A 25,847-nucleotide genomic window follows, 5' to 3' on the forward strand; every position below is an offset into this window, starting at 1 on the left:
AAGACATGTGCGGTCCCGTTCGGTGGAGAGGACCGAACGGGACCGCACACTTTCTCTGTCTGGCGGCCTCTGTCTAGCGGCCTGAGCCGGAATCGCTTCCGCGACGGGGACGACGGTGTCCACCACCGCGCTGTCCGCCTGCGCCGGCACCGGATCGGGCTGCGGGGGCACCGCCGCCGTTGCGGGTGGACCCATTGGGGCGGTTGCGCTGCTGCTGGCCGGACCTACCGGGCTGGCGCCGCGGTGCCGGAGCGGCCTGGGCGGCCGGCTCGAGACGAATCGGATCACCGAAAACCCGGTCCCCTGGTGCGATCTCACGCAGAACCGGATGGTCGATGCTGTTCACGCGGGTGATCGTGGGCTTGACTCCGGCCTTTTTGGTCAGGGTGCGCACATCGGAGACCTGCGCGTCATGCATCAGCGTCACGACGGTGCCCTCGTTCCCGGCGCGGGCCGTACGGCCGGACCGGTGCAGATAGGCCTTGTGCTCGACCGGCGGGTCGGCGTGCACGACGAGGCTGACGTCGTCGACGTGGATACCGCGGGCGGCGATGTCGGTGGCGACCAGCACCCCGGCCGACCCGTCGGAGAACGCCGTCAGGTTGCGGGTGCGGGCGTTCTGAGAAAGGTTGCCGTGCAGCTCAACTGCCGAGACGCCACGCGAATTGAGTTGGCGAGTCAGGTTTTTCGCGCCGTGCTTGGTGCGGGCGAACACGATGGTACGTCCCGGGGCGGCGGCCAGATCGGCAACCACGTTGATCCGGGCGGCGTTGTCCACGTGCAGCACGTGATGCACCATCGCACTCACCGGTGACTGTGCCGAATCGACACTGTGGACCACGGGGTCGTGCAGATAGCGCTTGACCAGCACGTCGACCCCGGCGTCGAGAGTGGCCGAGAACAGCAGGCGCTGGCAGTTTTTCGGCGTGCGGTCCAGCAGGCGCTTGACGCCGGGCAGGAAGCCGAGATCGGCCATGTGGTCGGCCTCGTCCAGCACAGTGACCTCGACCGCCGACAGGTCTGCGTGGCCGGAGCGCATGTGGTCTTCCAGCCGGCCCGGGCAGGCGATCACGATGTCCACGCCACCCCGGAGTGCGGAGATCTGCGGGTTGGCGCCCACACCACCGAAGATGTTGACCGACCGCAGGCCGGTGGCCTTGGCCAACGGAGCCAGTGAGGCCTCGATCTGGGTGACCAGTTCGCGGGTCGGCGCCAGGATCAGCGCACGGGGCCGGTTGGGTGCGCGACGTGTGCCGCTGGTCGACAACCGTGCCACCAGGGGCAGCAGGAATGCGTAGGTCTTGCCCGACCCGGTGCGGCCGCGGCCCAGCACGTCGCGGCCGTTCAGTGAATCGGGCAGGGTGGCGGCCTGGATCGGGAACGGGGTCTCGACCCCGCTGGCCGCAAGGGTGGCGACGATCTCGGCGGGCAGGCCGAGGTCGGCGAAAGTGGGCACAGCGGTGCCAGGGGTTTCTTGGACAGACAAAATGAAAGCTCCGAAAATAGAGGGCGGTCGTCCTGCCCGGCGCGAGTGACATCTCGCGGCGCTCGGTGTGACGATCGAGAAGGCGGCAAAGGCAGAACAGGCATGCCGCTGTGGTCCAACTATACGGGTCGTGGGGTGGATTCCCCGATTCCTGGTGGTTGAGGTGCTGGTGGTATCCATCACAGGCCGGGCTGGTCAACTATCCTGGCGGTTACGCGTGAATGCCATGTCCAATGGCCCGACGCCGGGAGAGATGATCGCCGTGGCCGCATCGAGGAACGCGGGAGGCCGGGTGTCGACCCGAGCGGTGCCCGCGAAGGTGCGTGCTGTCCATGACCTGTTCATCGAAGGCCAGGTAGACGCCGATTACCTGGATTCCACCCCCGTACGCCGCATCATCGCCGAGAGCTGGCAGCGCAGCCTGGCCACCGGGGTGGACCCCGATCTGGGCGCCCGCGCGGCCGCCGCGGCCGCGGCATTGACCGAATTACGCAATACGCATCCGCTCGCCCCCACCCTGCCGCTGATCCGCCGCCTGCTGGTCGACGATGCCGTCGACGCCGGAGTGGTGGTGGCGATCACCGCGGCCGACGGCACGCTGCTGTGGGTCGAGGGCGACGCCGGCGTTCGTCGCAAGGCGGAGGCGATGAACTTCGTGCCCGGATCGGACTGGAGCGAGCAGTCGGCCGGGACGAATGCCCCGGGCACCGCGCTGGCGCTGGACCGTGAGCTGCAGATCCAGGGGACCGAGCACTTCTCCCGCATCATGCACTCGTGGAGTTGTTCGGCGGTTCCGGTGCACGACCCGGCCACCGGGGTGCTGCTGGGCGCCATCGACCTGACCGGCGGCTCAGCCGTCGCGACGCCGCAGACATTGGCGCTGGTCAGAGCGACTGCCGTCGCCGTGGAGAACCAGCTGGCCCTGCTTCGCCTCGCCGGACCCGTCACGCCGGCGGCGCCCGAAGGCGCCCGGTTGACGGTGCTGGGCGCCGACCGCCCACGCTGGCAGACGATCGACGACGCGGGCCGTTCCCAGTCCAGCGGGCTGACCGGCCGCCACGCCGACATCCTGGTTCTGCTGATCCGCCATCCCGAGGGGCTGAGTGCCGATCACCTGGCCATGCTGCTCGACGACAAGGACCTCGACGTCGTCACGGTGCGAGCCGAGGTGTCGCGGCTGCGTCGGGTCATCGGCAGTACCTACATCGAGTCCCGGCCGTACCGGCTGTTGGCACCGGTGGCCAGCGACATGGGCGATGTCTTCGACGCGCTGCAGGCCGGGAACCTCTCGGCCGCGCTGGACGCCTACTCGGGGGCGTTGTTGCCGCAATCGGTCTCGCCGGCCATCGCGCGGCTGCGCACCGAGCTGAGTGCCGGCCTGCGCGAAGCGGTGCTGACCGGGGGTGACCTGGGCCTGCTGCGACGGTGGTTGGCACTGCCCGATGGTCGTGACGATCGTCAGGGTTGGCGGGTGCTGCACGACCATGCCGAGGCTGATCCCGTGGCCAGGGCGCAGGCCCGCGGTCACCTGGCCGGGATCGATTCCGAACTGGGCTGATCACCCGGCCCAACGTGTGCAACTGTGCTGCAACCTGCTGCTGAGTACCTTTAGTGACGACCGACACACCTGGTGTCCGAATGCAGGAGATTGCCATGACTGTTTATGCACGTCCGGGTGCCGAAGGCGCCCTGATGTCGTTCGAGGCCCGCTACGACAACTACATCGGTGGACAGTGGGTCGCGCCCGCCGAGGGCCGCTACTTCGAGAACCCCACGCCGATCACCGGTCAGGTGTTCTGTGAGGTGGCCCGCTCCACCGAGGCCGACGTCGAGAAGGCCCTGGATGCCGCGCACGCGGCCGCGCCTGCGTGGGGAAAGACCTCGCCGGCCGAGCGCGCCGTCATCCTCAACAAGATCGCCGACCGCATCGAGGAGAACCTCGAAGCGGTGGCACTGGCCGAGTCGTGGGACAACGGCAAGCCGATCCGCGAGACGCTGAACGCCGACATCCCGCTGGCGGTCGACCACTTCCGGTACTTCGCCGGTGTGCTGCGCGCCCAGGAAGGTTCGCTCTCGCAGATCGACGAGGACACCGTCGCCTACCACTTCCACGAGCCGCTGGGCGTGGTCGGGCAGATCATCCCGTGGAACTTCCCGATCCTGATGGCGGTGTGGAAGCTGGCGCCGGCACTGGCTGCGGGCAACGCGGTGGTGCTCAAACCCGCTGAGCAGACGCCGGTTTCAGTGCTCTTCTTGATGTCGGTGATCGGCGACCTGCTGCCGGCCGGTGTGATCAACGTGGTCAACGGGTTCGGTGTCGAGTGCGGCAAGCCACTGGCGTCCAGCAACCGGATCGCCAAGATCGCGTTCACCGGCGAGACCACCACGGGCCGGCTGATCATGCAGTACGCCAGCCAGAACCTGATCCCGGTGACCCTGGAACTGGGCGGCAAGAGCCCGAACATCTTCTTCTCCGACGTGCTTGCCGACGCCGACGATTTCCAGGACAAGGCCCTGGAAGGTTTCACCATGTTCGCCCTGAACCAGGGCGAGGTGTGCACCTGTCCGTCGCGGTCGTTGATCCAGGCCGACATCTTCGACGAGTTCCTGGAGTTGGCCGCCATCCGCACCAAGGCGGTGCGTCAGGGTGACCCGCTGGACACCGAGACGATGATCGGTGCCCAGGCCTCCAATGATCAGCTGGAGAAGATCCTCTCTTACATCGAGATCGGGAAATCCGAAGGTGCCCAACTGATCACCGGCGGCGAGCGGGCCGACCTCGGTGGCGATCTGGCCGGCGGGTTCTATGTGGCGCCGACGATCTTCACCGGCAACAACAAGATGCGACTGTTCCAGGAGGAGATCTTCGGTCCGGTCGTGGCGGTCACCTCGTTCACCGATTACGACGACGCCATCTCGATCGCCAACGACACCCTGTACGGCCTGGGTGCCGGCGTGTGGAGCCGCAACGGCAACACCGCCTACCGCGCTGGCCGGGACATCAAAGCCGGCCGGGTGTGGACCAACTGCTACCACCAGTACCCCGCGCATGCGGCGTTCGGCGGCTACAAGCAGTCCGGCATCGGCCGGGAGAACCACAAGATGATGCTCGACCACTACCAGCAGACCAAGAACCTGTTGGTGAGCTACGGCAACAAGGCCCAGGGGTTCTTCTAAGCCGTCCCTCGAACGTGAGCTTGTGTGCGAAAAAACCCGCAGAACTCGCACACAAGCTCACTTTCGCCCACCTGAAAGGATTTTTGTGGCATCCCTGTCTCTGGACACCGCACACAAGGTGATCGATGCCGCCATCGCCAAAGCGGCGGAGATCGGCCAGCCGATGAACATCGCTGTCGTCGACGACGGTGGCCATCTGGTCGCGTTCGCCCGGATGGATGGCGCCATCAAGGCGAGCATCGACATCTCCATCCGCAAAGCGCGGACGTCGGTGATGATGAATCTGCCCACCAGTGCGCTGACCGCTGCGGTGCAGCCGGGCGCGGAACTCTATGGCCTGGAACAGACATCCGGCGGACTCGTGGTGTTCGGCGGCGGGCTGCTGCTGGAGGTCGACGGAGCCGTGGTCGGCGCGGTCGGCGTCAGCGCGGGCAGCGTCGAGCAGGACGTGGCGGTGGCGACCGCCGGTGTCGCGGCAATACAACCGCAGCCGGTGTAGCGGCGCTATGAGTCGGTGAAAATACAGTCACCGCAGTAGCCGCCACCCGGAACCTGATAGAACAGGCAGCAATTCCGGCGCATGAACCGGCCACTGGTGATCTCGGCCGTACCGGACAGCGGATGCGCGCTCAGCAGTGCGGCGATCAACGCGCGGCCATGCCTTTGGTCGCCGGGTCTGGACATGGACAGCACGGTTACCGCGCCGTTGGCCGCCGACGCCACGTTGCCCCAAAGCACCTGTGGTGACAGTGCTGTCGCTGATCGCATGGTCTCGTTGAGTGGACGCAGCACGCCCTCGACGAGCGAATCGGTGATGAGCGTGGCGGTCTGGGCCGGGCCGGTCACCGCCGCCCAGGCGAGGTCCGCCACACCCAACATCGGGCGGTGTGACGAATCCTGTTGCCAATAGAGGGAATCCGACCCCAAGAGCGGGATGGCATCCAGGCATACGGCGGCGCCGATCACTGGGGACAACAGCCGGGCCGCGACCGACAGGTGCACCGAGGACGCCGCCGCTTTGAGCGGCACGTCGGCTGCGGCGACACCCATCGACGACGCGAGCGCCGTCCGGGTCAGGTACGCGTAGTCGCGTACGGTCGCGGCGTCGCTCAGCAGGGACGTGATCGGCATCCACGAACCTTCGGCAGCGGCCGGCAGGGCGAAGAACTCGCCGAGCGGTGCGAGCGATTCGAACCCGGGAACGTCCATCGTCGGCACAATCTAGCCCCTGCTCACAGCCCCAACCCGGATCGGGCCACTGACCTGCGGCGCAACCCTCATGCAACGTGATGCAGCGCACAATCGAGCAGACGCACTGGCCGAGTCACACCAGTTGGGAGCAATGCATGACAGAACCGATCCTCGATCCCTCGGTGGACTATCCGCTGAGCAGCAATCGCAAGGACCTGCTCTTCACCCCCAACGGCAGGCCGATCGACGCCATCACCATGGAGGCGGTGATGGCCGGTGATGTGGAGGCATCGGACCTGCGCATCACCCCGCAGACACTGCGATTGCAGGCGCAGATCGCGGAGAAGGTCGGCCGCAAGCAGCTCGGCGGCAATCTGCGTCGCGCGGCGGAGATGACCGCGATCAGTGACGAGCGGGTGCTGCAGATCTACAACGCGTTGCGGCCCAACGCATCGTCCAAGGCTGAGCTCGACTCGATCGCCGACGAACTCGACACGCAGTACGGCGCAACTCTGTTGGCCGGGCTGGTGCGCGAGGCCGCCGACGTATACGAGCGCCGCGACATTCTGGCCACGAGCGAGTAGGAGACACCTGTGACGACAGCCAGAAATCTCGGCGTTGACGGCAGACGCCAGTCCGAGCGGACGAAGGTACTGGAAGACCGTCCCGTCAACCTCGACGGCTTCGTCGAGGAATGGCCCGAGGTGGGCATGGTGGCGCTGGACAGCGCATTCGATCCCGCGCCCAGCGTGCGCGTCGTCGACGGGGTGATCGTCGAGATGGACGGTCGGACCCGCGCCGAGTTCGATTTCATCGACCAGTTCATCGCCGATCACGCCATCGACGCCGCGACCACCGAACAGGCGATGGAGATCCCGGCCGCCGAAATCGGCCGGATGCTGGTCGACCCTTACGTGGCCCGCGACGAGGTGATCGCGGTGACCACGGCACTGACCCCGGCCAAGCTGCTCGAAGTGGCAAAGACGCTGAACATCGTCGAGATCATGATGGGGATGCAGAAGATGCGTGCCCGCCGCACTCCGGCGAACCAGGCGCACTGCACCAGTGCCCGGGACAACCCGCTCCAGGTCGCCTGTGAAGCCGCCGAGGCATCGCTGCGCGGATTCTCGGAAGTGGAAACCACTTTGGGTGTAGTTCGCTACGCCCCACTGGTGGCAATGGCGCAGCAGATCGGCAGCCAGGTCGGCTGTGGTGGACGCCTCACCCAGTGCGCCCTCGAGGAGGCCACCGAACTCGAACTCGGCATGCGCGGCATCACCGCCTACGCCGAGACCATCTCGGTCTACGGCACGGAGTCGGTGTTCGTCGACGGTGATGACACCCCGTGGTCGAAAGCCTTCCTGGCCGCGGCCTATGCCTCGCGTGGCATCAAGATGCGCTTCACCTCGGGCACCGGTTCCGAGGTGCAGATGGGCAACGCCGAGGGCCGCTCCATGCTGTACCTGGAGATCCGGTGCATCTTGGTCGCGAAAGGCGCAGGGGTGCAAGGCCTGCAGAACGGTTCGATTTCCTGCATCGGCGTGCCGGGTGCGGTCCCGGCGGGGATCCGGGCGGTTGCGGCGGAAAATCTGATTGCCTCTGCGGTGGACCTGGAATGCGCTTCCGGCAACGACCAGTCGTTCTCACACTCACCGATGCGCCGGGTGGCACGGTTGCTGCCGCAGCTGATGCCGGGCACTGATTTCATCTGCTCCGGTTACTCGGCGCCACCCAACTACGACGACATGTTCGCCGGATCGAACCTGGACGCCGAGGATTACGACGACTTCAACACGATCCAGCGGGACCTGCAGATCGACGGCGGGCTGCGCCACGTCAACGAGGCCGAGATTCTCGCTGCCCGGCACCGCGCGGGCAAGGCTCTGCAGGCGGTGTTCGCATACCTTGATCTGCCCGCCATCTCCGACGCCGAGATCGAGACGGCCGTGTACGCGCATGGCAGCCGCGAGTTGATCCCGCGTGACGTCCTGGAAGACCTCAAGGGCGCACAGCAGGTGATGGACCGCAACATCACCGGACTGGATCTGGTGAAGGCACTGGAATCGACCGGCTTCTCCGATGTCGCCGAGAACCTTTTGGCCGTTCTGCGGCAACGGGTCTCGGGTGATCTGCTCCAGACATCGGCGATCATGACCCGCGAGCTCCAGCCGTTGTCTGCGATAAACGACCGCAATGACTATGCGGGCCCGGGCACCGGCTACCGCCCCACGGGCGCGCGCTGGGAGGAGATGAAGCGGCTACGTCACGTGACCAGCGCCGAGAACCCCGAACTGGAGGTCGAGTGACATGTCGGCAGTGACTGGGCAGCGGACACTGACATTCACCGGCGAGCGGCCGGCAGAACCTGGGAAGCGCTCTGATGAAGTGGTGCTGGCGATTTCGCCGGCGTTCGCCGACTTCTTCAGCCAGACCATCGTCGGCCTGCCCCATGCTGAGGTGATCCGCCAGATCCTGGCCGGCATCGAGGAGCAGGAGGTGACCGCCCGGTGCATCCGTATCAGGCACAGCAGCGACCTCGCGGTGGTCGCGCACGCAGCGGCCAGGCTCAGCGGATCAGGTATCGGCATCGGAATCCTGTCTCGCGGCACATCGATGATCCATCAGCGTGACCTGCCGAGGTTGTCCAGCCTTGAACTGTTCCCCCAGAGCCCGCTGATGACGTTGGAGACCTATCGCCGCATCGGGTCGAACGCCGCCCAGTACGCCAAAGGTGAGTCACCCGAACCGGTTCCGACCCTCAACGATCAGATGGCCCGGCCCCGCTGGCAGGCCAAGGCCGCGCTGCTGCATTTGAAGGAGACCGAGCAGATCCGCAGGAACGCCCGCCCCGTCGAGGTGGTCGCGGAGTTCGCCCAGATCCCCGAGGCACTGGGCACCTGATGGCATTGAATGTTGTCGGTGTCGACATCGGCAACTCGACGACCGAGGCCAGCGCCGCAGTCGTCGCGTCTGACGGCTCGATCGGGTTCCGTGGCGCGGCGCTGACCCCGACAACGGGCGTCAAGGGCACTCCTCGAAACGTCGACGGCGTGGCCCAGGCGGTGGTTCGTGCGCTGGAGGCGAGCGCGATCCGGCTGGCCGACCTCGACCTCGTCCTGCTGAACGAGGCCACGCCGGTGATCAGTGGCATGGCGATGGAGACCATCACAGAAACCATCATCACCGAGTCGACGATGATCGGCCATGACCCGCGCACTCCGGGCGGTCGCGGTCTCGGTGTGGGCGTCACCGTGGCGTTCGACGCCCTCGCCCAAACCCCTTCGGGCACCGAAGTGATCGTGGTGGTGCCAAGGGGTGTGGACTTTGAGGACGCGGCACGCGGGATCAATGCAGCGGCGGCCCATGGGCTGACGGTGTGCGGGGTGATCCTCGGCAACGATGATGCTGTGCTGGTGGCCAACCGGCTCGACACCGTGGTCCCGGTGATCGATGAGGTATCGCGCATCGATGCGGTGCCGCTGGGCATGCTGGCCGCGGTTGAAGTGGCCGCGCCCGGCAACTCGATCCGGACCCTGTCCAATGCCTACGGGCTGGCGACGATCTTCGACCTGGACGCGGCTGCCACGAAGGTGATCTCGCCGGTGGCCCGGGCGCTGACCGGCAACCGCTCTGCGGTGGTGGTTCGCACTCCGGCAGGCGATGTCGCTGATCGCAGTATCCCGGCCGGATCGCTCGAGCTGGCCGGTGTGCACAAGCGGGCATCGGTCGACGTGTCCCGCGGTGCGCCGGAGATCATGAGCGCGGTCGAGCGGGTCGCTCCGCTGGCGGATGTGGCGGGGGAGGCCGGCACCAACACCGGCGGCATGATCGCCAACGTCCGGCACAGCATGGCCGAGCTCTCCGGACATGCGCTCGCCGACGTGTGCATCCAGGATCTGCTTGCGGTGGATACCTTTGTGCCGCAGGAGGTTCGTGGCGGGGTGGCCGGTGAGGTGGCCCTGGAGAACGCGGTTGCATTGGCTGCCATGGTCCGGACGCGCGAAAGCGGAATGCGAGCCGTGGCCGATGAGGTTCGGTCCCGGTTGGGGGCCGCCGGGGCCGAAGGCGTTGAGGTGATGGTCGGCGGTGTCGAGGCCGAGATGGCGGCGCTGGGTGCGCTGACCACGCCGGGCACCGGCAAGCCGCTCGTGGTGCTCGACCTGGGTGGTGGGTCGACCGATGCCGCATTGATAGAGGTGGACGGCGGGATCAGTGCCGTGCACCTGGCCGGCGCCGGCGACCTGGTCACCAAGCTGATCGACGCCGAGCTCGGTCTCGACAACCTGGAACTGGCCGAGGACATCAAACGATCACCGTTGGGCAAAGCCGAGAGCTTCTTTCATGTGCGGCTGGAGAACGGCACCGTGATGTTCTTCGAGAAGCCACTGCCCGCGGCATCGTTCGCGCGGGTGGTCACGCTGGCCGAGTACGGCATGAATGCGATCCCGACCCGGCATTCCATGGACCGGGTCAGGTTGGTGCGCCGTGCGGCCAAGGAGCGGGTCTTCGTGGTCAATGCGCTGCGCGCACTGCGGTCCGTCGCTCCAGGTGGCGACCTGCGTCAGATCGGGTTCGTGGTGCTGCTCGGTGGGTGCGCGCTGGACTTCGAGATTCCAGAACTCATCGCGGATGCCCTTGCTCCCTTCGGAATCGTCTGCGGCACAGGAAATGTGCGTGGGTCAGAAGGGCCGCGCAATGCGGTGGCCACTGGCTTGGTGGCGTCGCATGCTCGGCTGGTCGGAGCGGGTGTCAGTGCGTAGCGGTGGTCAACCCGATCGTCCCGCGATCGTGGTGCTGAGTTCGGGCAGCCGGGATGTCGAACGCGACGTGTTGGCGGGCATCGAGGAAGAAGGTGTTCCGCACATGCTGGTTCCTTGCGACTCCGAGGTGTCGGCGGCCGAACTGGCCCGCCGCGCGGCGCTCAGGTCACCGCTGCATGTCGGGGTGGGCGTCGGCCTGCGAGGTGAAGTGTGCGTGCAACATGCCAAACTGTCAGATCCGTTGCCCGAGTTGTCCTCTGGTGAAGGAGCCAGCTCTGCGGTTGTGCGGGTATTGGGGCACAACGCGGCCCGGATCGTGGTCGGCGTTCCGCTCAAACCCGACGATTGACAACGAAACTGGCCATTGGGGTAGACACCGCCGCGTAGTGGGGCAATAATCTTCGATTAAAGGTTGAGTTTCATACCTTTGGAAGGTCAGCTCGCCCGAGATCTTGCGCCGGGCCGGCAGCGTTGCCGGGTTAAAGGTCGGCCACCGCGTGGAAAAGCCGTCAACAGGTGACGGCATCAATACGAGACATACGAAAACGTTGTCCATGAAGGAGTTTGAAATGGCGGGTGTGGAAGAACACCTGGAGAGCGCTGACTATCTGCGGAAGCGTCAGCTCAAATCCGGAAGTGCGGGCTGGCTCTTGCTGGCCGGCCTGGGCGTCAGCTACGTGGTGTCCGGCGACTATTCAGGGTGGAACTTCGGCCTGGCGCAGGGCGGCTTCGGTGGCCTGGCGATCGCCGCCGTGATCATCGCCGGCATGTATCTGGCCCTCGTGCTGGGCATGGCGGAGCTGTCCTCGGCGCTGCCCGCGGCGGGCGGCGGGTACACATTCGCCCGGCGCGCGCTCGGGCCGTGGGGCGGGTTCGCCACCGGCACAGCGATCCTCATCGAGTATTCGATCGCGCCTGCGGCCATCGCCACCTTCATCGGCGCCTACGTGGAATCGCTGGGGTTGTTCGGGATCACCAACGGCTGGTGGGTCTACCTCGCGGCTTACGCCCTGTTCATCGGGATACATCTGTCGGGCGTCGGTGAGGCGCTCAAGGTCATGTTCGTCATCACCGCGATCGCCCTGCTGGGCCTGCTGGTCTTCGCGATCGCCGCCATCGGCCATTTCGACGTGTCGAACCTGACCAACATCGCGGTGGACGGCGGAGCAGCTGGGGCGTCGGCGTTCCTGCCACACGGATACCTGGGCATCTGGGCCGCGATCCCGTTCGCCATCTGGTTTTTCCTCGCAATCGAGGGCGTTCCGCTGGCGGCCGAGGAAACCGCCAACCCGGAACGCAACGTCCCCCGCGGCATCATCGCCGGGATGGGCGTCCTGCTGGTCACCTGCGCGGCGGTGCTGATCCTGGCCACCGGCGCCGGTGGCGCCGACGAGATGTCGGCCTCGGGCAACCCGCTGGTCGAGGCGCTGGGCCACGGCACCGCGTCCAAGCTGGTCAACTACATCGGACTGGCCGGGCTGATCGCGAGCTTCTTCTCGATCATCTACGCCTACTCGCGTCAACTCTTCGCCCTGTCGCGTGCGGGCTACCTGCCCAGGGCTTTGTCGGTGACGAATTCGCGCAAGGCGCCGACACTGGCTCTGATCATCCCCGGCGTCATCGGCTTCCTGCTGTCCCTGACCGGTAAGGGCGACCTGTTGCTCAACATGGCGGTCTTCGGCGCCGCGCTGAGCTATGTGTTGATGATGACCAGCCACATCGTGCTGCGCATCCGCGAACCCAAGATGCCGCGGCCATACCGCACCCCGGGCGGTGCGATCACCACCGGAATCGCCCTCGTCATTGCAGTTTTCGCGGTCATTGCGACCTTCCTGGTGAACCCCGTGGCGGCCGGTCTGTGCCTGGGCGTGTTCGCCGCGTTCATGCTCTACTTCGCGCTCTACAGCCGCCACCGCCTGGTGGCCAACTCGCCCGACGAGGAGTTCGCGATGCTCGCGGAGGCGGAGAGTGCCCTGAAATGAAGTACCACCAGCAGGTCTCGGGGGTGAACTACGGCTTCGACGGTCTGGTCGAGGTGATGGCCAAGGCCACCCCGCTGCGCTCCGGCGATCAACTCGCCGGCTGCGCGGCCGAGCACGACGGTGAACGCGCCGCGGCCGCCTGGGTGCTCGCCGACCTGCCGCTGGAGGTCTTCCTCAACGAGGAACTGGTGCCGTACGACACCGACGAGGTGACCCGGCTCATCATGGACAGCCATGACCGCCAAGCCTTTTCGGAGATCTCGCACCTGACCGTCGGTGGGCTGCGGGACTGGCTGATGGACACCGCGGCGCATGATCACAGCGCCGAGCGGCTGGCCGCTGTGTCCCCGGGGCTGACCCCGGAAATGGTTGCGGCGGTCAGCAAGATCATGCGCAACCAGGACCTGATCGCGGTGTCGGCCGCCGCGGAGGTGACCGCGGCGTTCCGGACCACCGTCGGTGCCCGCGGCACCCTGGCCACCCGGCTGCAGCCCAACCATCCCACCGACGACCCTCGGGGGATCGCGGCGGCGGTGCTCGACGGGCTGCTGCTGGGCTGCGGTGACGCGGTGATCGGGATCAACCCGGCGACCGACTCGCCGCAGGCCACCGCGGACCTGCTCTACCTGCTCGACTCGATCCGCACGCGCTACGACATTCCCGCCCAGTCGTGCGTGCTGTCCCATGTCACCACGACGATCGGGTTGGTCGAGGCCGGGGCGCCGGTGGACCTGATGTTCCAGTCCGTCGCGGGCACAGAAGGGGCCAACTCCGCATTCGGAGTGAACCTGCAGCTGCTGCGGGAAGGCAACGAGGCGGCGCGCAGCCTGCGCCGCGGCACCGTCGGCGACAACGTCATGTACCTGGAGACGGGGCAGGGCTCGGTGCTCAGCTCCGGTGCGCATCTGGGTGTCGGCGGCAAACCGGTGGACCAGCAGACCCTGGAGACCCGCGCCTACGCGGTCGCCCGCGACCTGCAACCGCTGCTCGTGAACACGGTCGTCGGGTTCATCGGACCGGAGTACCTCTACGACGGCAAGCAGATCATCCGGGCCGGTCTGGAGGATCACTTCTGCGGCAAGCTGCTCGGCCTGCCGATGGGGGTGGATGTCTGTTACACCAACCACGCTGAGGCCGACCAGAACGACATGGACACCCTGCTGACGTTGTTGGCCGCGGCGGGAGTGGCGTTCGTCATCACCGTGCCGGGCGCCGACGACGTGATGCTCGGCTACCAGAGCCTGTCGTTCCACGACGTGCTGACCACCCGGCGCACGCTGGGCCTGCGGCCCGCCGCCGAGTTCGAGGCGTGGCTGCGCAGCGTGGGCATGGTCGATGACTCCGGCAAGCTGACCCCGTTCGACCTGGAGCGTTCGGTGCTGCGGTCCCTTACCTCCGCGGAGACGTCATGAGCCCCAATGAGGTTGCGGTTCAAGAGTTCTGGGATGAGCTGCGTAAGACCACACAGGCCAGGATCGGGCTGGGCCGGGCCGGCAACGCACTGCCCACCCGCCGGGTGCTCGAACTGGGCGCGGCGCATGCCGCCGCGCGCGATGCGGTGCACGTGCCGCTGGACGTAGATCGCCTCAGGGAAGCTCTCCTCGAGGTGGGTATCGGTGAGCCGACCGTGGTGACCAGCCGGGCCACCTCACGTGACGAGTATCTGCGCCGCCCGGATCTGGGACGGCAGCCCGCCGACGGCATGCACGTGCCCGACACCCCGGCCGATATCGGTTTCGTGCTGGCCGACGGGCTGTCGCCGACTGCCCTGGATCGGCACGGCGCGACACTGCTCGCGGCGTTGGTGGCCCAGCTGCAGGACCGCTACACCCTGGCCCCGCCCGTGATTGCCACGCAGGCCCGCGTGGCCCTCGGCGACCACATAGGGGCACAGTCGCGCGTCCGAACTCTGCTCGTGATCATCGGGGAGCGGCCGGGTCTGAGCGTCGCCGACAGCCTCGGCATCTACCTGACCCACCTGCCGATGCCCGGCCGCACCGACGCCGATCGCAACTGCATCTCCAACATCCACCCGCCCGACGGCCTCGGATACGCCGAAGCCGCGAAGGTGGCGGCCGGACTGGTCGACGGTGCGCGGGCGCTGGGCCGCTCCGGCGTCGACCTGAAGGACACCTCACGGACCTCGGCGCTCGGCACCCCGGGTGTCGTCGAACTCACCTGAACCCACCAGACGGGAACCCTTGATGACCTCACGCGCACCGCTGTCCCTTCTCGTCGCCGCGGTGACCGCGGTGCTGACCGTCGCCGGGTGCGGCTCCGGAACCGAGTCGTCGCAGTCGTCGGCCACCTCGGCCGCCACTCCCGCCGCCGGCTGTCGCACGCTGGCGGAGAACCCCGGCTGGTACGGCGACAACCGGGACCGCATCGACGCGATGCTCGCCGAGTTGGGAACCTGCGGGGCCAACGGATCGGTGGCCGACGGTGCGCCGCTGGCGCTGTTCGACTGGGACAACACCGTGGTCAAGAACGACATCGGTGACGCGACCTTCTTCTGGATGGTGCGCAACGGCAAGCTGCGGGCCCCCGCGGGCGGCGACTGGGCGAGCACCAGCCCCTACCTCACACCGCAGGCCGCGGCGGCGCTGGCCAAGGCGTGCGCCGCTGCCACTCCCGGCCGGCCGATGCCGACCAACACCGACCTAGGCTGCGCCGACGAGCTGCTGTCGGTCTACACCGACGGTGAGACGCGTGCCGACGAGCCGGCGTTCGCCGGGTTCAACGCCCGTCGGTTCGAGCCCTCGTATGCCTGGGCCGCGCAGATGCTGGCCGGCTGGCCCGAATCCGAGCTGACCGGTTTCGCCGAGGCCGCCCGCAAGGAGAACCTCGACGCGCCCGAGGGCACGGAGCAGAAGGTCGGCAGCGGTGACGAGACCGGCTGGGTGCGCTACTACCCGCAGATGCGCGATCTCGTGGAAACCTTGCGCGCCAACGGTTTCGACGTCCGCATCATCTCCGCGTCGGCTGAGCCGGTCGTGCGCGTGTGGGCGGCCGATCTCGGTTTCACCCCGGACAAGGTGATGGGGGTGCGGACCGAACGCGGCGGTGACGTGCTCACCTCGAAGCTGGTGCCGTGCGGCGGCGAGACGGCTATCCCGTACATCGAGGGCAAGCGGTGCCGGGTGAACGAGGATGTCTTCGGCGTCACGGGGCCGGCCGCGTTCCAACAGCAGCCCGAGTCGAAACGCGCGGCCTTCGGCGCAGGCGACTCCGATACCGACGTCACGTTCCTCACCGATGCGACGGCGCTGCGGCTGGTGCTCAACCGCAACAAGACCGAGTTGATGTGCACGGCCTACGACAACGCCGACGGTCGCTGGGTGGTCAATCCGATGTTCATCGACCCGAAGAAGAAGCAGGGCGACGCGTACGAGTGCGCGACGGAGGGCTTTATCGAGCCCAGCGGCAAGGAGGCCCCGCTGCACCGTCCGGACGGAAGCGTGGTGCCCGACCAGCAGGATTCCGTCTCCTAGACCCTGGAAGCCGCGTTTTGACCTGCATGGACGCCCACAGGTAAGCTGCTCCGTTGGTGTGTGCTGCCCTTTTGGGCATGCGGTTCCGGGTCAACGTCGGTCGCCGGAACGTCGTAGCGCGCCCACCAGACCGGCACCCGGGTCACCCCGGGGTCAAACCCGAGAAGAAGAGGTATGCGCTGTGCCTACGTACACGCCGAAGGCGGGTGACACCACACGTTCGTGGTATGTCATCGACGCCCAAGACGTGGTGCTCGGCCGGCTCGCCGTCGAAGCAGCCAAGCTGCTCCGCGGCAAGCACAAGCCGACATTCACGCCGAATGTCGATGGTGGCGACTTCGTCATCGTCATCAACGCCGAGAAGATTGCCGTCAGCGGCAACAAGCTCACCAACAAGTTCGCTTACAGCCACTCGGGTTACCCGGGCGGTCTGCGCAAGCGCGCGATCGGTGACCTGCTGCAGAAGCACCCGACCCGCGTCGTCGAGAACGCGATCCTCGGCATGCTGCCCCACACCAAGCTTGGTCGGCAGATCCAGAAGAAGCTCAAGGTCTACGCCGGTCCGGATCATCCGCACGCCGCGCAGCAGCCGGTTCCGTACGAGATCAAGCAGGTGGCCCAGTGACCGAAACGATTGAGAACGGCAGTGAGAACACCGAGGCTGTCGAAGCCGACGTCGAAGCCGTGACCGAAACCGTCGAGGTGGCGGAGCAGGATCACCGCGAGCCGATCATCATCGACCGTCCGATCCAGACCGTCGGCCGCCGCAAGGAGGCCGTGGTGCGGGTGCGCCTGGTGCCCGGCACCGGCAAGTTCAACCTGGACGGCCGCACGCTGGAGAACTACTTCCCGAACAAGGTGCACCAGCAGCTGATCAAGGCCCCGCTGGTGACCGTCGACCGGGTCGAGCACTTCGACATCTACGCCCACCTCGATGGTGGCGGCCCCTCGGGCCAGGCCGGTGCCCTGCGCCTGGCCATCGCCCGTGCGCTGATCCTGGTGCAGCCGGAGGACCGGCCCGCACTCAAGAAGGCCGGGTTCCTGACGCGTGACCCGCGTGCCATCGAGCGCAAGAAGTACGGCCTCAAGAAGGCCCGCAAGGCGCCTCAGTACAGCAAGCGCTGATCTGTCGCCATTTGGTCGAACGAACCCGCCGGGTGTGTCACGCACACACCCGGCGGGTTTGTTTTTGCGTCCGCTCGGACTCGCCGAGTTCTACGTATGGGCTGCTCTTGGAGGTTTTTGCGACCCTCATGTCGAAAACGGCGCGGGACCGGGCACAACTTTTTTCCGGATTCGGGTTTGACGGCAGACGCTGCGTGGAAGCCCACTGTGCGGAGAGCAGGGGACCGCTTTGTGTCAGCAGGGTTGTGCCCGCAGGACCTTCCTGCCGCCGGTGGATGTCATTGCGATGTCGGGGGACCGGGTGCCGCTGTCCCATCGGAAGGAGTAATTGTGGGGAACTTCGCGAAGACAGCGACTGCGGGCGCAGTGCTCGGTGGATCGCTGCTGTTTACCGCCGGCCTGGGTATCGCCAGTGCGGCGCCCGAAACTGCCGGAGACGGCAAGGTCAACCTCACCCTCGGCAACGTTTCCGTCCTGGAGAACGTCGACGACGCCGCGGCCGCGCAGATCGCTGCAGGGGTGTGCGACAACACCGACACGGCCTCGTTGACCACCGCGGTTCAAGGTGTCGACGCGAACAGCACCGACCACGTGGTCTGCACAAACAACCTCGGGACCATCTCGTTCAGCCAGAACGGAACGACCGAGCGCCCGGGTGGGGTTTCCCAGGGGACCGAGCCGCACAGCGTTGCGCCGACGACGGCACCCAACATGGTGCCGGGAGGCAGCAACTCGCCGTCAGGCACCGGCATCAGCTAGCGATTTGTCGCCGATCACCGCCCGTGCCCGACCCGCGGGCGGTGATCCGCTGGATCTCGAACGGGTATCAATCCGGCGCCGGGATGGTCGCTGACCTCGTCGGTTGTGTTTACGGCGGCCAATTATGAGAAGTTTAAGGGCATGGGTCGACTGTTCGGCACCGATGGGGTGCGTGGGGTCGCCAATCGCGATCTGACCGCTGAGCTGGCGGTTGCGCTCGGTTCGGCGGCGGCACGGCGTCTCGGCAACTCTGCGGGACCCGGCCGTCGGGTGGCTGTGGTGGGCCGTGACCCGCGGGCCAGTGGCGAGATGCTGGAAGCCGCGGTGATCGCCGGCATCACCAGCGAGGGTGTCGACGCGTTGCGGGTCGGTGTCTTGCCGACGCCTGCGGTGGCGTACCTGACCAGTGCTTATGATGCGGATTTCGGGGTGATGATCTCCGCGTCGCACAATCCGATGCCCGACAACGGCATCAAGATCTTCGGTCCGGGTGGACACAAGCTCGACGATGCCGCAGAGGACCGCATCGAAGAGCTCGTCCAGGCGGGTCCCGGGAGTAGGCCCACGGGGGCGGGTATCGGCCGGGTTCTCGACGCCGAGGACGCGTTGGACCGCTACCTGCGTCACGCCTCCAAGGCCGTCACCACCCGACTCGAAGGACTCACCGTGGTCGTCGACTGCGCGCACGGTGCGGCGTGGTCGGCCGCTCCCCGGGCCTACCGGGCCGCGGGAGCCAACGTCATCGCGATCAACGCCGAACCCAACGGCCTCAACATCAACGACGGCTGCGGATCCACCCACATGGAGGTCCTGCAGGCGGCAGTCCTCGAGCACGGCGCCGATCTGGGCCTGGCCCACGACGGCGACGCCGACCGGTGCCTGGCCGTGGACGCTGCGGGCCAGGTCGTCGACGGCGACGCGATCATGGTGGTGCTGGCGCTGGCCATGAAGGACGCCGGCGAGTTGGCGTCGGACACCCTGGTGGCCACGGTGATGAGCAATCTCGGCTTGCACATCGCCATGCGGGCGGCCGGTATCGAGGTCCGCACCACCGGTGTCGGGGACCGCTACGTCCTGGAGGAACTGCGGTCCGGCGAGTTCTCCCTCGGTGGTGAGCAGTCGGGTCACATCGTCTTGCCCGGTTTGGGCACCACCGGAGACGGCATCGTCACCGGTCTGCGGTTGATGTCCCGGATGGCCCAGACCCGCGCAACGCTGGCGACGCTTGCCGCGCCGATGCGCACCCTGCCCCAGGTCCTGATCAATGTTGCGGTCGATGACAAGGCTGCGGTGGCGAAAGCGCCGTCCGTGCAGTCTGCCGTGGCCCAGGCCGAGGCCGAGTTGGGGGACACAGGCCGAATCCTGTTGCGGCCCTCGGGTACCGAGCAGGTGGTTCGGGTGATGGTCGAGGCGGCCGACGAGAACACGGCCAGGATGGTCGCCGTTCGGGTGGCCGATTCGGTCAGCGGGCAATCGGCCTGAGGGAACCGGACGGTGCCCGGCTGCGTCTAAACCGGGCATGGGAGATGTAACTGCCGCCAGTCTTGACGGCGCGGCACTGGCGTCCGTGGCCGCCGGATACGACGCCGTTGCCGACGATCTCGATTCAGTGGTGCGTGACCGCCTGCGTGGGCCCGTGTTCGACGGTGCGTCCGCCGGGCACGCCCACGTTGCCGACGGGGACGCGGTGCGGACCGCCGTGGATGAGGTGACGGACGGGTTGCGCCGGTGGTCACGGGCCAGTGCCGAGGTCGCGGCCGTGTTGCGCAGCTCGATCGATCGGTACGCGGTTGCCGACGCGCGTGCTGCGGCCCGGGTGCGTTGAGCCGTGGCGGCAAGCCTCGATGTGGCGGCCCGGTTGGATGAGGGGCAGGTCGCCGTCGACACGATCGCCGAATACGTCTGGGCCTGCCACCTGCTGGGCTTCGGCCACCCCGATCTGACCCGCTACCGCTATCAGGTGCGCGACTGGTATGCCGCCGAGGACGGCCTGGACCTGCGGACGCTGGATACCGAATACGCATCACTGGCCGCGGCTGCTGCGGTGGCGGAGCAGACATTGCGATTGCAGGACAACCACTTTCAGGATCTGTCGCGGGCATGGCAGGGCGCCGGGGCTCGCGCGTCGACGGATTTTCTCGCCCGGCACGCGACCTCGGCGACGCAGGTCGCCGCCGGGATCCGCAGCGCGGCAGCGACATTGACCCGGTTGCACGACACGCTCCGGGATGCGGTGGACGCCAAGGTCTCCGCCGCGCTTCAGATCGAGGAGCGCCAGGCCGGGCACCGCGGCACCTGGCTGGCGGCGGCGCGGACGGTGAGCAGCGGTGTGGGGGACCGTTCGGTGGCCAGTGAACTGATCGACACGCAGGTGAAACCCTTTGTGGTGAACGACATCGGCGGCGACTGGTTGACGGCGATGCGCAGCACGACGCGGGCGGTTGCCGATGCGTACGCGCAGGCGGTCGCCGCGTTGCGAGCCGAGGCGCAACCGGTGTTCGGCATCCCGGGGGATCTGGGGCCGGCCTGGCTTCCGTCGGGCGGCTCTCCGGGTCCCGTCCTGGCTGCGACCGCTGATGCCGCCGACCGGCCTTCGGCAGCCGGTTCGGGTGGGGGATTCGCCGCGGCTCCGGCGAGCGTGCCTTCGTTCTCGGCTCCCGCGACGATGGTGCCCGCCGGGATGGCACCCGGCGCCCCGGCGGCCGGACCCGAGCCCACCGTCCCGGCGGTACCACCCGTCGAGTCGGCGGCTCCCGCCCTGGCCTCACCTGCAGGATTGGGACAGGGCCTCGGTGGCGGTGGCCTGCCCGGTCTGGGTGGCATGCCTGACATCGGTTCCGGCTTGGCAGGTTCCGGGCAGCCACTGGCGGATCTGCTGGGCGGGCTGATCGGGTCGTCTGCCGATGATCTGCCCGGGGATATCGGTGACCTGCAGGACGACGACTTCGAGGACGTTGATCCGGAAACAGACGATGACGCACCCGACGACATGGCCGATGAAGCCGAACAGGATACCGAGGACGACAGCACCGAGGACGACGGCACCGAAGGCGCGGACGAGGACGGTGAGATCTCCGGCGACGAAGCTGTGCAGCCGGATGAGACCGGGGCAGTGACCGAGCCGCAGATTGATGCGCCCCAATCCGATTCACCCGAGCCCGCACCGGAGGTCCCCGCACCCGTCGGCCCGCCGTCCACTGTGCCGGATCCGGTTGCCGATCCGCTCGCCGCGCCCGCGGGTGAAACTCCGTGTGCGATCGCGGCCGACGAGTTACCTCAGGCGGGTCCGTGACCAGTCATGGCACTGCGGTCAGCTCATTGCCTCGGCCATGGCCAGATGTCCTTCGAAGCCAAGCGATGTCGCCATTTCCCGGTAGCGATCCCTCAAGTTCGTATAGGTGGCGTCATCGCCTTGCGCCCGCGCAAGCAACGCGCGCAATCGCAGCAGCACGATGTCGCGGACAGCCGACACGCCGAGGGGTGCGAGCGCCAATCTGCTGACCGCGCACTCGGCCTCGGCCACGTCACCGTCGGCGCAGCGTTCCAACAGTGTCTCCACCAGAACTCTGGTGCCGCTCGTGCACGCCATGAGGGCTCCGGTCCGGAACATGTGGTCCAGGGCCCTCCGCATCACCGGTATCGCCTCGTTGCGGTCACCGAGCTTGGCTCTTGCCAAGCCGGCGGTGAGATCGGCGGTCGGCACGAGGTAGAGGCGGGACCGCTCGTGTAGCCACATGTTGCGCATCTGCTCCAGCAAGGCCAAACCTCGGTCCCAGTCCGTGCGGGAATCCCGGCTCACCAGTGTGACACCAAGAAATAGTTTGACGCTGCTCAGCGCTGAATCGCCGGTCAATCTCCCGGCGGCGCGCAGCGCTGAATCGAGCTCTTCCACGACGCCATCGTCGGCGTGAACCATCCCGTTCGAACACGCGAATCCATACGCACCTCCGGCGATCAAAGCACGGGTGACCGGGTCGCAGCTTCGGGCCATGGCCACCGCGTCGTCGAGATCCTGCTGCCACCCGGGCTGTCCCAGCCAGGCACGAGCGATGCCGCGAAACTCCAACGCCGACGCCAGCGGCGACACCATGCCGAGGTTGCTACGCGCGTCGTCGGCCATGTCGATGACGGCCTGCGACCACCCCAAAACATCGGCCATCGCACCGGTTACCATCTTGGCGGCTGACGCGGCGTACGTCGCTCCCATGATGAGGGTTGGATCACCGATCGAGTCGAGCAGCACCATCTGTTCGGACACCAGCCGCGATGCCTCGCGCACCCGCCCGTGGAACATGCGCGCGGTTGCCAAACCCGTCATGCCCATGGCCAGGGAGGCCTTGTCGCCAGCCCGCTCGCACAATGTCCGCAGCTCGTCGAACCGGCCCGAGATGTTCGCTTCGGCTGTCCGCCAACCGGTGGCGCACAGCATGGTGAGGGGAGCGATGCCCAAAGCGGTGCGGTCCGGGTCGTTGCTCGGCAACGAATCGGCGATCTGGCGCGCACGTTCCCAACTGACCCGCGCCGCAGTGATATCGCGGTTGACCGACCATGCGCCGGCGCGCATGTGCCAGTCGTAGGCGACGCGCAGTTCGCCGGCGGCCTCGAGGTGTTCGGCGATCAGCGCCGCGTTCTGGTCGGTTGACGCCGGGCTGCCAGATTCGATGGCGGCGGCCAGCCGACGGTGCACTTCGGCACGATCGGACTTCAGTTGCGACTCGTATGCCACCGCGCGGATCAGTGGGTGCCGGAAGGCGTATTCGACGTGCGGGGCGAACCCCACTTGATCGATCAGCTCCGCGCTGAGCAGCTCGTCGAACACCGGATCGATCCTCAGCGCGGTCAGAAGCTTTGCGCCGAAGCGTGACCCGACCACCGACGCGGCGTTCAACGTCCGCTTGGCCTTGGCGTCGAGGCGGTCGATGCGGGCCTCGATGACCGCCTGCACCGTCGCGGGCACGGTGACGTCGGCGGTGTCGGCATGGCACACATAGTCGCCGCGGCCACCGTTCAGCACACCACGCTGGACCAGTTCGCGCACCATTTCCTCGGCGAAAAACGGGTTACCCGAGGCTCGTTCGGCGATGGTGGCGGCCACGTCGCCAACCGAGGGATCTGTACCCAGCAGCTCGTCAATCAGTGCCGTTGATTCCGAATTGCTCAGCGGTGCAAGCGCTATCGTTTGTGTAACGGTCACGCGTCTCAACGCCCCATGGTATTCGGGGCGGTAGGTGATCAGCGCCATCGCCGGGATTTGTGGGATGACGGCGAGGAAGTCGACCAGCATCGACTCGCTGACCTCATCGATCCAGTGCGCGTCTTCGATGAGATAGAGCACCGGGTCGGTGCGGGCCAGCGATGCGCCGTTGATCATCGTCGTCAGCCGGCTCCGCCGAGCGTCCGCGTCGATATTGGGCAGCGGAGTGGCAGTGTCGGCGATGCCAAGCAGGTCATCGAGCAGCAGCAGATCCTGCTCCTCAGTGCCAGGGAACTGCGTCCGCACCCGAACCCGGGCCGCCCCGTCACCGAGTTCGGCTATCCCGCACGCCGCCCGTAACAGGTGCCTGACCACCCGGAAGGGCAGGTCGCCGGCATGCGATTCGCAGAACGTCCAATACACCTCGAGCCCGCGGTCGGCCGCCAGCGCCGCGGCCTCCCGGAGCACCCGGGACTTGCCGACACCTGGCGGCCCCACCAATCCCACGACCGCGCCGCGACCACTGCTCGCGCGGTCCACTGATGCCCCGACAGCGTCCAGTGCGGCCTGTCGACCGACCAAGGTCGACTCCGTGCCCCCGACCAGAGCGCGCTTCGGTTCCACCGCCAGCAGCCGGCGCGCGGGCACCGGCTTGTCAGTTCCCTTGATGTGGACCAGTTCGGTGTCGTCGAGGACCGCGGCATGCTCGACCAGTCGCGCGGTCGACTCGGACAGCATCACTCCGCCCGGGGGAGCGACGGATTCCATCCGCTGTGCCAACCCGACCTGCTCTCCGATGAGGGTGTAGCCCAGCACGCCCGGCCCCGTGGCCCCGGCTGTGACCTCGCCCGAGTTCAGGCCCACCCGCAATCGCAAGGCGACACCGTCGCGGCGGTGGATCTCGTCGGCGAAATGTCCAGCGTCGGTCTGAATGGAAAGGGCCGCCAGGCACGCGCGGATCGCATGATCCTCGAGTGCGACCGGTGCCCCGAACACGGCCATCAGGCCGTCACCGGTGAACTGTTCCATCGTGCCGCCGTAACGTCGCACTACCGCTGCACTACGACCGACCAGTTCGGTCATGATCTCCCGCAGCCGCTCCGCGCCTACCGTCGCGGCAATTTCCATCGAATGCACCACGTCGGCGAACAGCACCGTCACCTGCTTGAACTCGGCCGGTTCGGCGACTCTGACAGCCACGCCGCATTCGTTGCAGAACTTCGAGTTCGCCGGCAGCTGGTTGCCGCAGGCAGCGCACTTCACGCCTGCTGCCATCATGTCGACCACCACCCATCCGCGGTGCGATCAGCCGATTCGCCAAGGGTACGGCGTAGCTTGCAGCGCCGTGCGAGATCGCCACCGACGAGCTACCGCAGGTGGGTGGCTAGGGTCTGCGCCGAATCGGCTTTCGATCCCTGCCAGTGGGACTTTGGGAGCCGAAGTGGACACCTGGGTGTTAGACCTGGTTGTGACGTGAACCACAGTCGCTGCGAAACTTCGGAGGGGGTCCTTGATGACGATGGAATCCGAGTGCGAGGTGCGCGAGATAGAAGCCGAAGCACCGCCGACGCGATTTGCTCGTGGCTGGCACTGCCTCGGACTGACTCGCGACCTCGGCGACGGGGAACCGCACGGGATCAACGTATTCGGGCAGAAGCTTGTCGTATTCCGCAGTGGTGACGGCAGGATCAACGTGCTCGACGGATACTGCCGACATATGGGCGGTGACCTGTCCCAAGGTCAGGTCAAGGGTAATGAGATCGCCTGCCCGTTCCATGACTGGCGGTGGGGCGGCGACGGGCGCTGCAAGAACGTGCCGTACGGCAAGCGTGCGCCCCGACTGGCCCGCACCGCCACCTGGACGACCCTTGAGCAGGACGGGATGCTGTTCGTCTGGAACGATCCCGAGGGCAATCCTCCGCCGGCCGATGTGACGATTCCGCGCATCGAAGGTGCCACCAGTGATGAGTGGACCGATTGGCATTGGTACACAACGGTCGTCAATGCCAACTGCCGTGAGTTGGTGGACAACGTGGTCGATATGGCGCACTTCTTCTACGTGCACGGATCAATGCCCACCTACTTCAAGAACATCTTCGAGGGCCACATCGCAACCCAGTACATGAACGCGGATACCCGCGCCGACCGTGACGATGTCGGCGGCTCGGCGATGCTCGGCACCACATCGGTGGCGTCGTACTACGGGCCGGCCTTCATGATCGATGACCTGACCTACCACTATCCCGAAGCCGACCATTACAGCGTGCTGATCAACTGCCACTATCCGATCGACGCGAATTCGTTTGTCCTGCAATACGGAATCATCGTCAAGAAAGCCGAGGGCGTGTCCGGAGAATTGGCCCTGCAGAACGCAATCGCACTGGGCGACTGGGTCAAGATCGGCTTCGAACAAGATGTGGCAATCTGGAAGACCAAGGCACGCATCGACAACCCGTTGCTGTGCGAGGAAGACGGGCCGGTGTACCAGCTGCGCCGTTGGTACGAACAGTTTTACGTCGACGCTGACCACGTGGCCGCCGACATGGTCGACCGGTTCGAGTACGTGATCGACACGACGAGCGCTCAGCATGCGTGGGCGCAGGAGATCGAAGACAACATCGTTGCCCGCGCCACCGTTGAGTCAGCGCCATGACCGTCCGCCTCGATCCTCGGCTCGAAGAG

22 protein-coding genes are annotated in these 25,847 nt (G+C 66.8%); 19 read left to right on the top strand and 3 right to left on the bottom strand.

The window, feature by feature from the left end:
• Window positions 1-73 precede the first annotated feature (73 nt).
• Window positions 74-1,456 (bottom strand): DEAD/DEAH box helicase, encoded by a 1,383-nt coding sequence (locus tag ACZYZF_RS10680; protein WP_463835876.1) that lies wholly within the window; start codon window positions 1,454-1,456, stop codon window positions 74-76.
• A gap of 283 nt (window positions 1,457-1,739) precedes the next feature.
• Here ACZYZF_RS10680 and ACZYZF_RS10685 point away from each other — a divergent pair, with 283 nt between their 5' ends.
• The 3 genes from ACZYZF_RS10685 (at window position 1,740) to ACZYZF_RS10695 (ending at window position 5,162) form a co-directional block, all read left to right on the top strand.
• Window positions 1,740-3,044, top strand: a complete 1,305-nt coding sequence (locus ACZYZF_RS10685; protein WP_463835877.1) for a helix-turn-helix domain-containing protein — start codon at window positions 1,740-1,742, stop codon at window positions 3,042-3,044.
• 95 nt (window positions 3,045-3,139) lie between these two features.
• A complete protein-coding gene (gene adh / locus ACZYZF_RS10690) occupies window positions 3,140-4,663 on the top strand; it encodes an aldehyde dehydrogenase (protein WP_463835612.1) in 1,524 nt (507 codons plus the stop codon).
• 85 nt (window positions 4,664-4,748) lie between these two features.
• Window positions 4,749-5,162, top strand: a complete 414-nt coding sequence (locus tag ACZYZF_RS10695; protein WP_463744923.1) for a GlcG/HbpS family heme-binding protein — start codon at window positions 4,749-4,751, stop codon at window positions 5,160-5,162.
• Between the two features lie 5 nt (window positions 5,163-5,167).
• On the opposite strand, the gene ACZYZF_RS10700 is transcribed toward ACZYZF_RS10695, so the two are convergent.
• The gene (locus tag ACZYZF_RS10700; RefSeq protein ID WP_463835614.1) at window positions 5,168-5,872 is read right to left on the bottom strand and encodes a (2Fe-2S)-binding protein; all 705 of its coding nucleotides are present in this window, start codon (window positions 5,870-5,872) and stop codon (window positions 5,168-5,170) included.
• Window positions 5,873-6,009: 137 nt separating this feature from the next.
• Between ACZYZF_RS10700 and ACZYZF_RS10705 the strand changes: the two genes are divergently transcribed.
• The 15 genes from ACZYZF_RS10705 to ACZYZF_RS10775 all read left to right on the top strand — a co-directional run bounded on the left by ACZYZF_RS10705 (window position 6,010) and on the right by ACZYZF_RS10775 (window position 21,263).
• Window positions 6,010-6,438, top strand: a complete 429-nt coding sequence (locus ACZYZF_RS10705) for a diol dehydratase small subunit (protein ID WP_463835615.1) — start codon at window positions 6,010-6,012, stop codon at window positions 6,436-6,438.
• A gap of 9 nt (window positions 6,439-6,447) precedes the next feature.
• Complete coding sequence (locus ACZYZF_RS10710) at window positions 6,448-8,160, top strand: propanediol/glycerol family dehydratase large subunit (RefSeq protein WP_463835616.1); 1,713 nt, start codon at window positions 6,448-6,450, stop codon at window positions 8,158-8,160.
• A 1-nt stretch (window position 8,161) separates the two neighbouring features.
• Complete coding sequence (locus ACZYZF_RS10715; protein ID WP_463835617.1) at window positions 8,162-8,755, top strand: propanediol/glycerol family dehydratase medium subunit; 594 nt, start codon at window positions 8,162-8,164, stop codon at window positions 8,753-8,755.
• Entirely contained in the window at window positions 8,755-10,614 is a 1,860-nt protein-coding gene (locus ACZYZF_RS10720) for a diol dehydratase reactivase subunit alpha (RefSeq protein WP_463835618.1), read from the top strand. The genes ACZYZF_RS10715 and ACZYZF_RS10720 overlap by 1 nt, the downstream gene beginning before the upstream one ends.
• Window positions 10,580-10,963 carry a glycerol dehydratase reactivase beta/small subunit family protein gene (locus ACZYZF_RS10725; RefSeq protein WP_463835619.1) on the top strand — a complete coding sequence of 128 codons (384 nt, stop codon included), beginning with the start codon at window positions 10,580-10,582 and terminating at the stop codon, window positions 10,961-10,963. Before ACZYZF_RS10720 ends, ACZYZF_RS10725 begins: the two co-directional genes overlap by 35 nt.
• A 220-nt stretch (window positions 10,964-11,183) precedes the next feature.
• Window positions 11,184-12,596, top strand: a complete 1,413-nt coding sequence (gene eat / locus ACZYZF_RS10730; protein WP_463835620.1) for an ethanolamine permease — start codon at window positions 11,184-11,186, stop codon at window positions 12,594-12,596.
• Window positions 12,593-14,008 (top strand): ethanolamine ammonia-lyase subunit EutB, encoded by a 1,416-nt coding sequence (locus ACZYZF_RS10735; protein ID WP_463744915.1) that lies wholly within the window; start codon window positions 12,593-12,595, stop codon window positions 14,006-14,008. Before eat ends, ACZYZF_RS10735 begins: the two co-directional genes overlap by 4 nt.
• Window positions 14,005-14,778 (top strand): ethanolamine ammonia-lyase subunit EutC, encoded by a 774-nt coding sequence (eutC, locus tag ACZYZF_RS10740; protein ID WP_463835622.1) that lies wholly within the window; start codon window positions 14,005-14,007, stop codon window positions 14,776-14,778. Before ACZYZF_RS10735 ends, eutC begins: the two co-directional genes overlap by 4 nt.
• Before the next feature lie 22 nt (window positions 14,779-14,800).
• Window positions 14,801-16,087, top strand: coding sequence for an HAD family hydrolase (locus tag ACZYZF_RS10745; RefSeq protein ID WP_463835623.1), 1,287 nt, complete (start codon window positions 14,801-14,803; stop codon window positions 16,085-16,087).
• A gap of 181 nt (window positions 16,088-16,268) precedes the next feature.
• A complete protein-coding gene (gene rplM, locus ACZYZF_RS10750) occupies window positions 16,269-16,712 on the top strand; it encodes a 50S ribosomal protein L13 (protein ID WP_454788774.1) in 444 nt (147 codons plus the stop codon).
• A gap of 59 nt (window positions 16,713-16,771) precedes the next feature.
• Window positions 16,772-17,212: a 30S ribosomal protein S9 gene (gene rpsI, locus ACZYZF_RS10755; protein WP_463745291.1), complete on the top strand. Its 441-nt coding sequence runs from the start codon at window positions 16,772-16,774 to the stop codon at window positions 17,210-17,212.
• Window positions 17,213-17,542: 330 nt separating this feature from the next.
• A complete protein-coding gene (locus ACZYZF_RS10760; RefSeq protein ID WP_463835625.1) occupies window positions 17,543-17,971 on the top strand; it encodes a hypothetical protein in 429 nt (142 codons plus the stop codon).
• Between the two features lie 141 nt (window positions 17,972-18,112).
• The gene (gene glmM, locus ACZYZF_RS10765) at window positions 18,113-19,453 is read left to right on the top strand and encodes a phosphoglucosamine mutase (protein WP_463835627.1); all 1,341 of its coding nucleotides are present in this window, start codon (window positions 18,113-18,115) and stop codon (window positions 19,451-19,453) included.
• Between the two features lie 37 nt (window positions 19,454-19,490).
• On the top strand, window positions 19,491-19,796 hold the full coding sequence (locus tag ACZYZF_RS10770) for a type VII secretion target (RefSeq protein ID WP_463744909.1): 306 nt from the start codon (window positions 19,491-19,493) through the stop codon (window positions 19,794-19,796).
• Window positions 19,797-19,799: 3 nt separating this feature from the next.
• Window positions 19,800-21,263 (top strand): hypothetical protein, encoded by a 1,464-nt coding sequence (locus ACZYZF_RS10775; RefSeq protein ID WP_463835628.1) that lies wholly within the window; start codon window positions 19,800-19,802, stop codon window positions 21,261-21,263.
• 18 nt (window positions 21,264-21,281) lie between these two features.
• Here ACZYZF_RS10775 and ACZYZF_RS10780 read toward each other — a convergent pair whose 3' ends face one another.
• A complete protein-coding gene (locus ACZYZF_RS10780; protein WP_463835629.1) occupies window positions 21,282-24,365 on the bottom strand; it encodes an ATP-binding protein in 3,084 nt (1,027 codons plus the stop codon).
• A gap of 313 nt (window positions 24,366-24,678) precedes the next feature.
• Between ACZYZF_RS10780 and ACZYZF_RS10785 the strand changes: the two genes are divergently transcribed.
• Window positions 24,679-25,818, top strand: coding sequence for a Rieske 2Fe-2S domain-containing protein (locus tag ACZYZF_RS10785; RefSeq protein WP_463835630.1), 1,140 nt, complete (start codon window positions 24,679-24,681; stop codon window positions 25,816-25,818).
• Window positions 25,819-25,847 lie beyond the last annotated feature (29 nt).

This window comes from Mycobacterium sp. IDUB_24, assembly GCF_055419385.1.

Coding starts and splice junctions, on each gene's coding strand:
- adh (WP_463835612.1), top strand. CDS start 3,140: ATGACTGTTTATGCACGTCCGGGTGCCGAAGGCGCCCTGATGTCGTTC.
- eutC (WP_463835622.1), top strand. CDS start 14,005: ATGAGCCCCAATGAGGTTGCGGTTCAAGAGTTCTGGGATGAGCTGCGT.
- ACZYZF_RS10785 (WP_463835630.1), top strand. CDS start 24,679: ATGACGATGGAATCCGAGTGCGAGGTGCGCGAGATAGAAGCCGAAGCA.
- ACZYZF_RS10700 (WP_463835614.1), bottom strand. CDS start 5,872: ATGGACGTTCCCGGGTTCGAATCGCTCGCACCGCTCGGCGAGTTCTTC.
- eat (WP_463835620.1), top strand. CDS start 11,184: ATGGCGGGTGTGGAAGAACACCTGGAGAGCGCTGACTATCTGCGGAAG.
- ACZYZF_RS10770 (WP_463744909.1), top strand. CDS start 19,491: ATGGGAGATGTAACTGCCGCCAGTCTTGACGGCGCGGCACTGGCGTCC.
- ACZYZF_RS10725 (WP_463835619.1), top strand. CDS start 10,580: ATGCTCGGCTGGTCGGAGCGGGTGTCAGTGCGTAGCGGTGGTCAACCC.
- ACZYZF_RS10705 (WP_463835615.1), top strand. CDS start 6,010: ATGACAGAACCGATCCTCGATCCCTCGGTGGACTATCCGCTGAGCAGC.
- ACZYZF_RS10745 (WP_463835623.1), top strand. CDS start 14,801: ATGACCTCACGCGCACCGCTGTCCCTTCTCGTCGCCGCGGTGACCGCG.
- ACZYZF_RS10685 (WP_463835877.1), top strand. CDS start 1,740: ATGATCGCCGTGGCCGCATCGAGGAACGCGGGAGGCCGGGTGTCGACC.
- ACZYZF_RS10720 (WP_463835618.1), top strand. CDS start 8,755: ATGGCATTGAATGTTGTCGGTGTCGACATCGGCAACTCGACGACCGAG.
- ACZYZF_RS10715 (WP_463835617.1), top strand. CDS start 8,162: ATGTCGGCAGTGACTGGGCAGCGGACACTGACATTCACCGGCGAGCGG.
- ACZYZF_RS10735 (WP_463744915.1), top strand. CDS start 12,593: ATGAAGTACCACCAGCAGGTCTCGGGGGTGAACTACGGCTTCGACGGT.
- glmM (WP_463835627.1), top strand. CDS start 18,113: ATGGGTCGACTGTTCGGCACCGATGGGGTGCGTGGGGTCGCCAATCGC.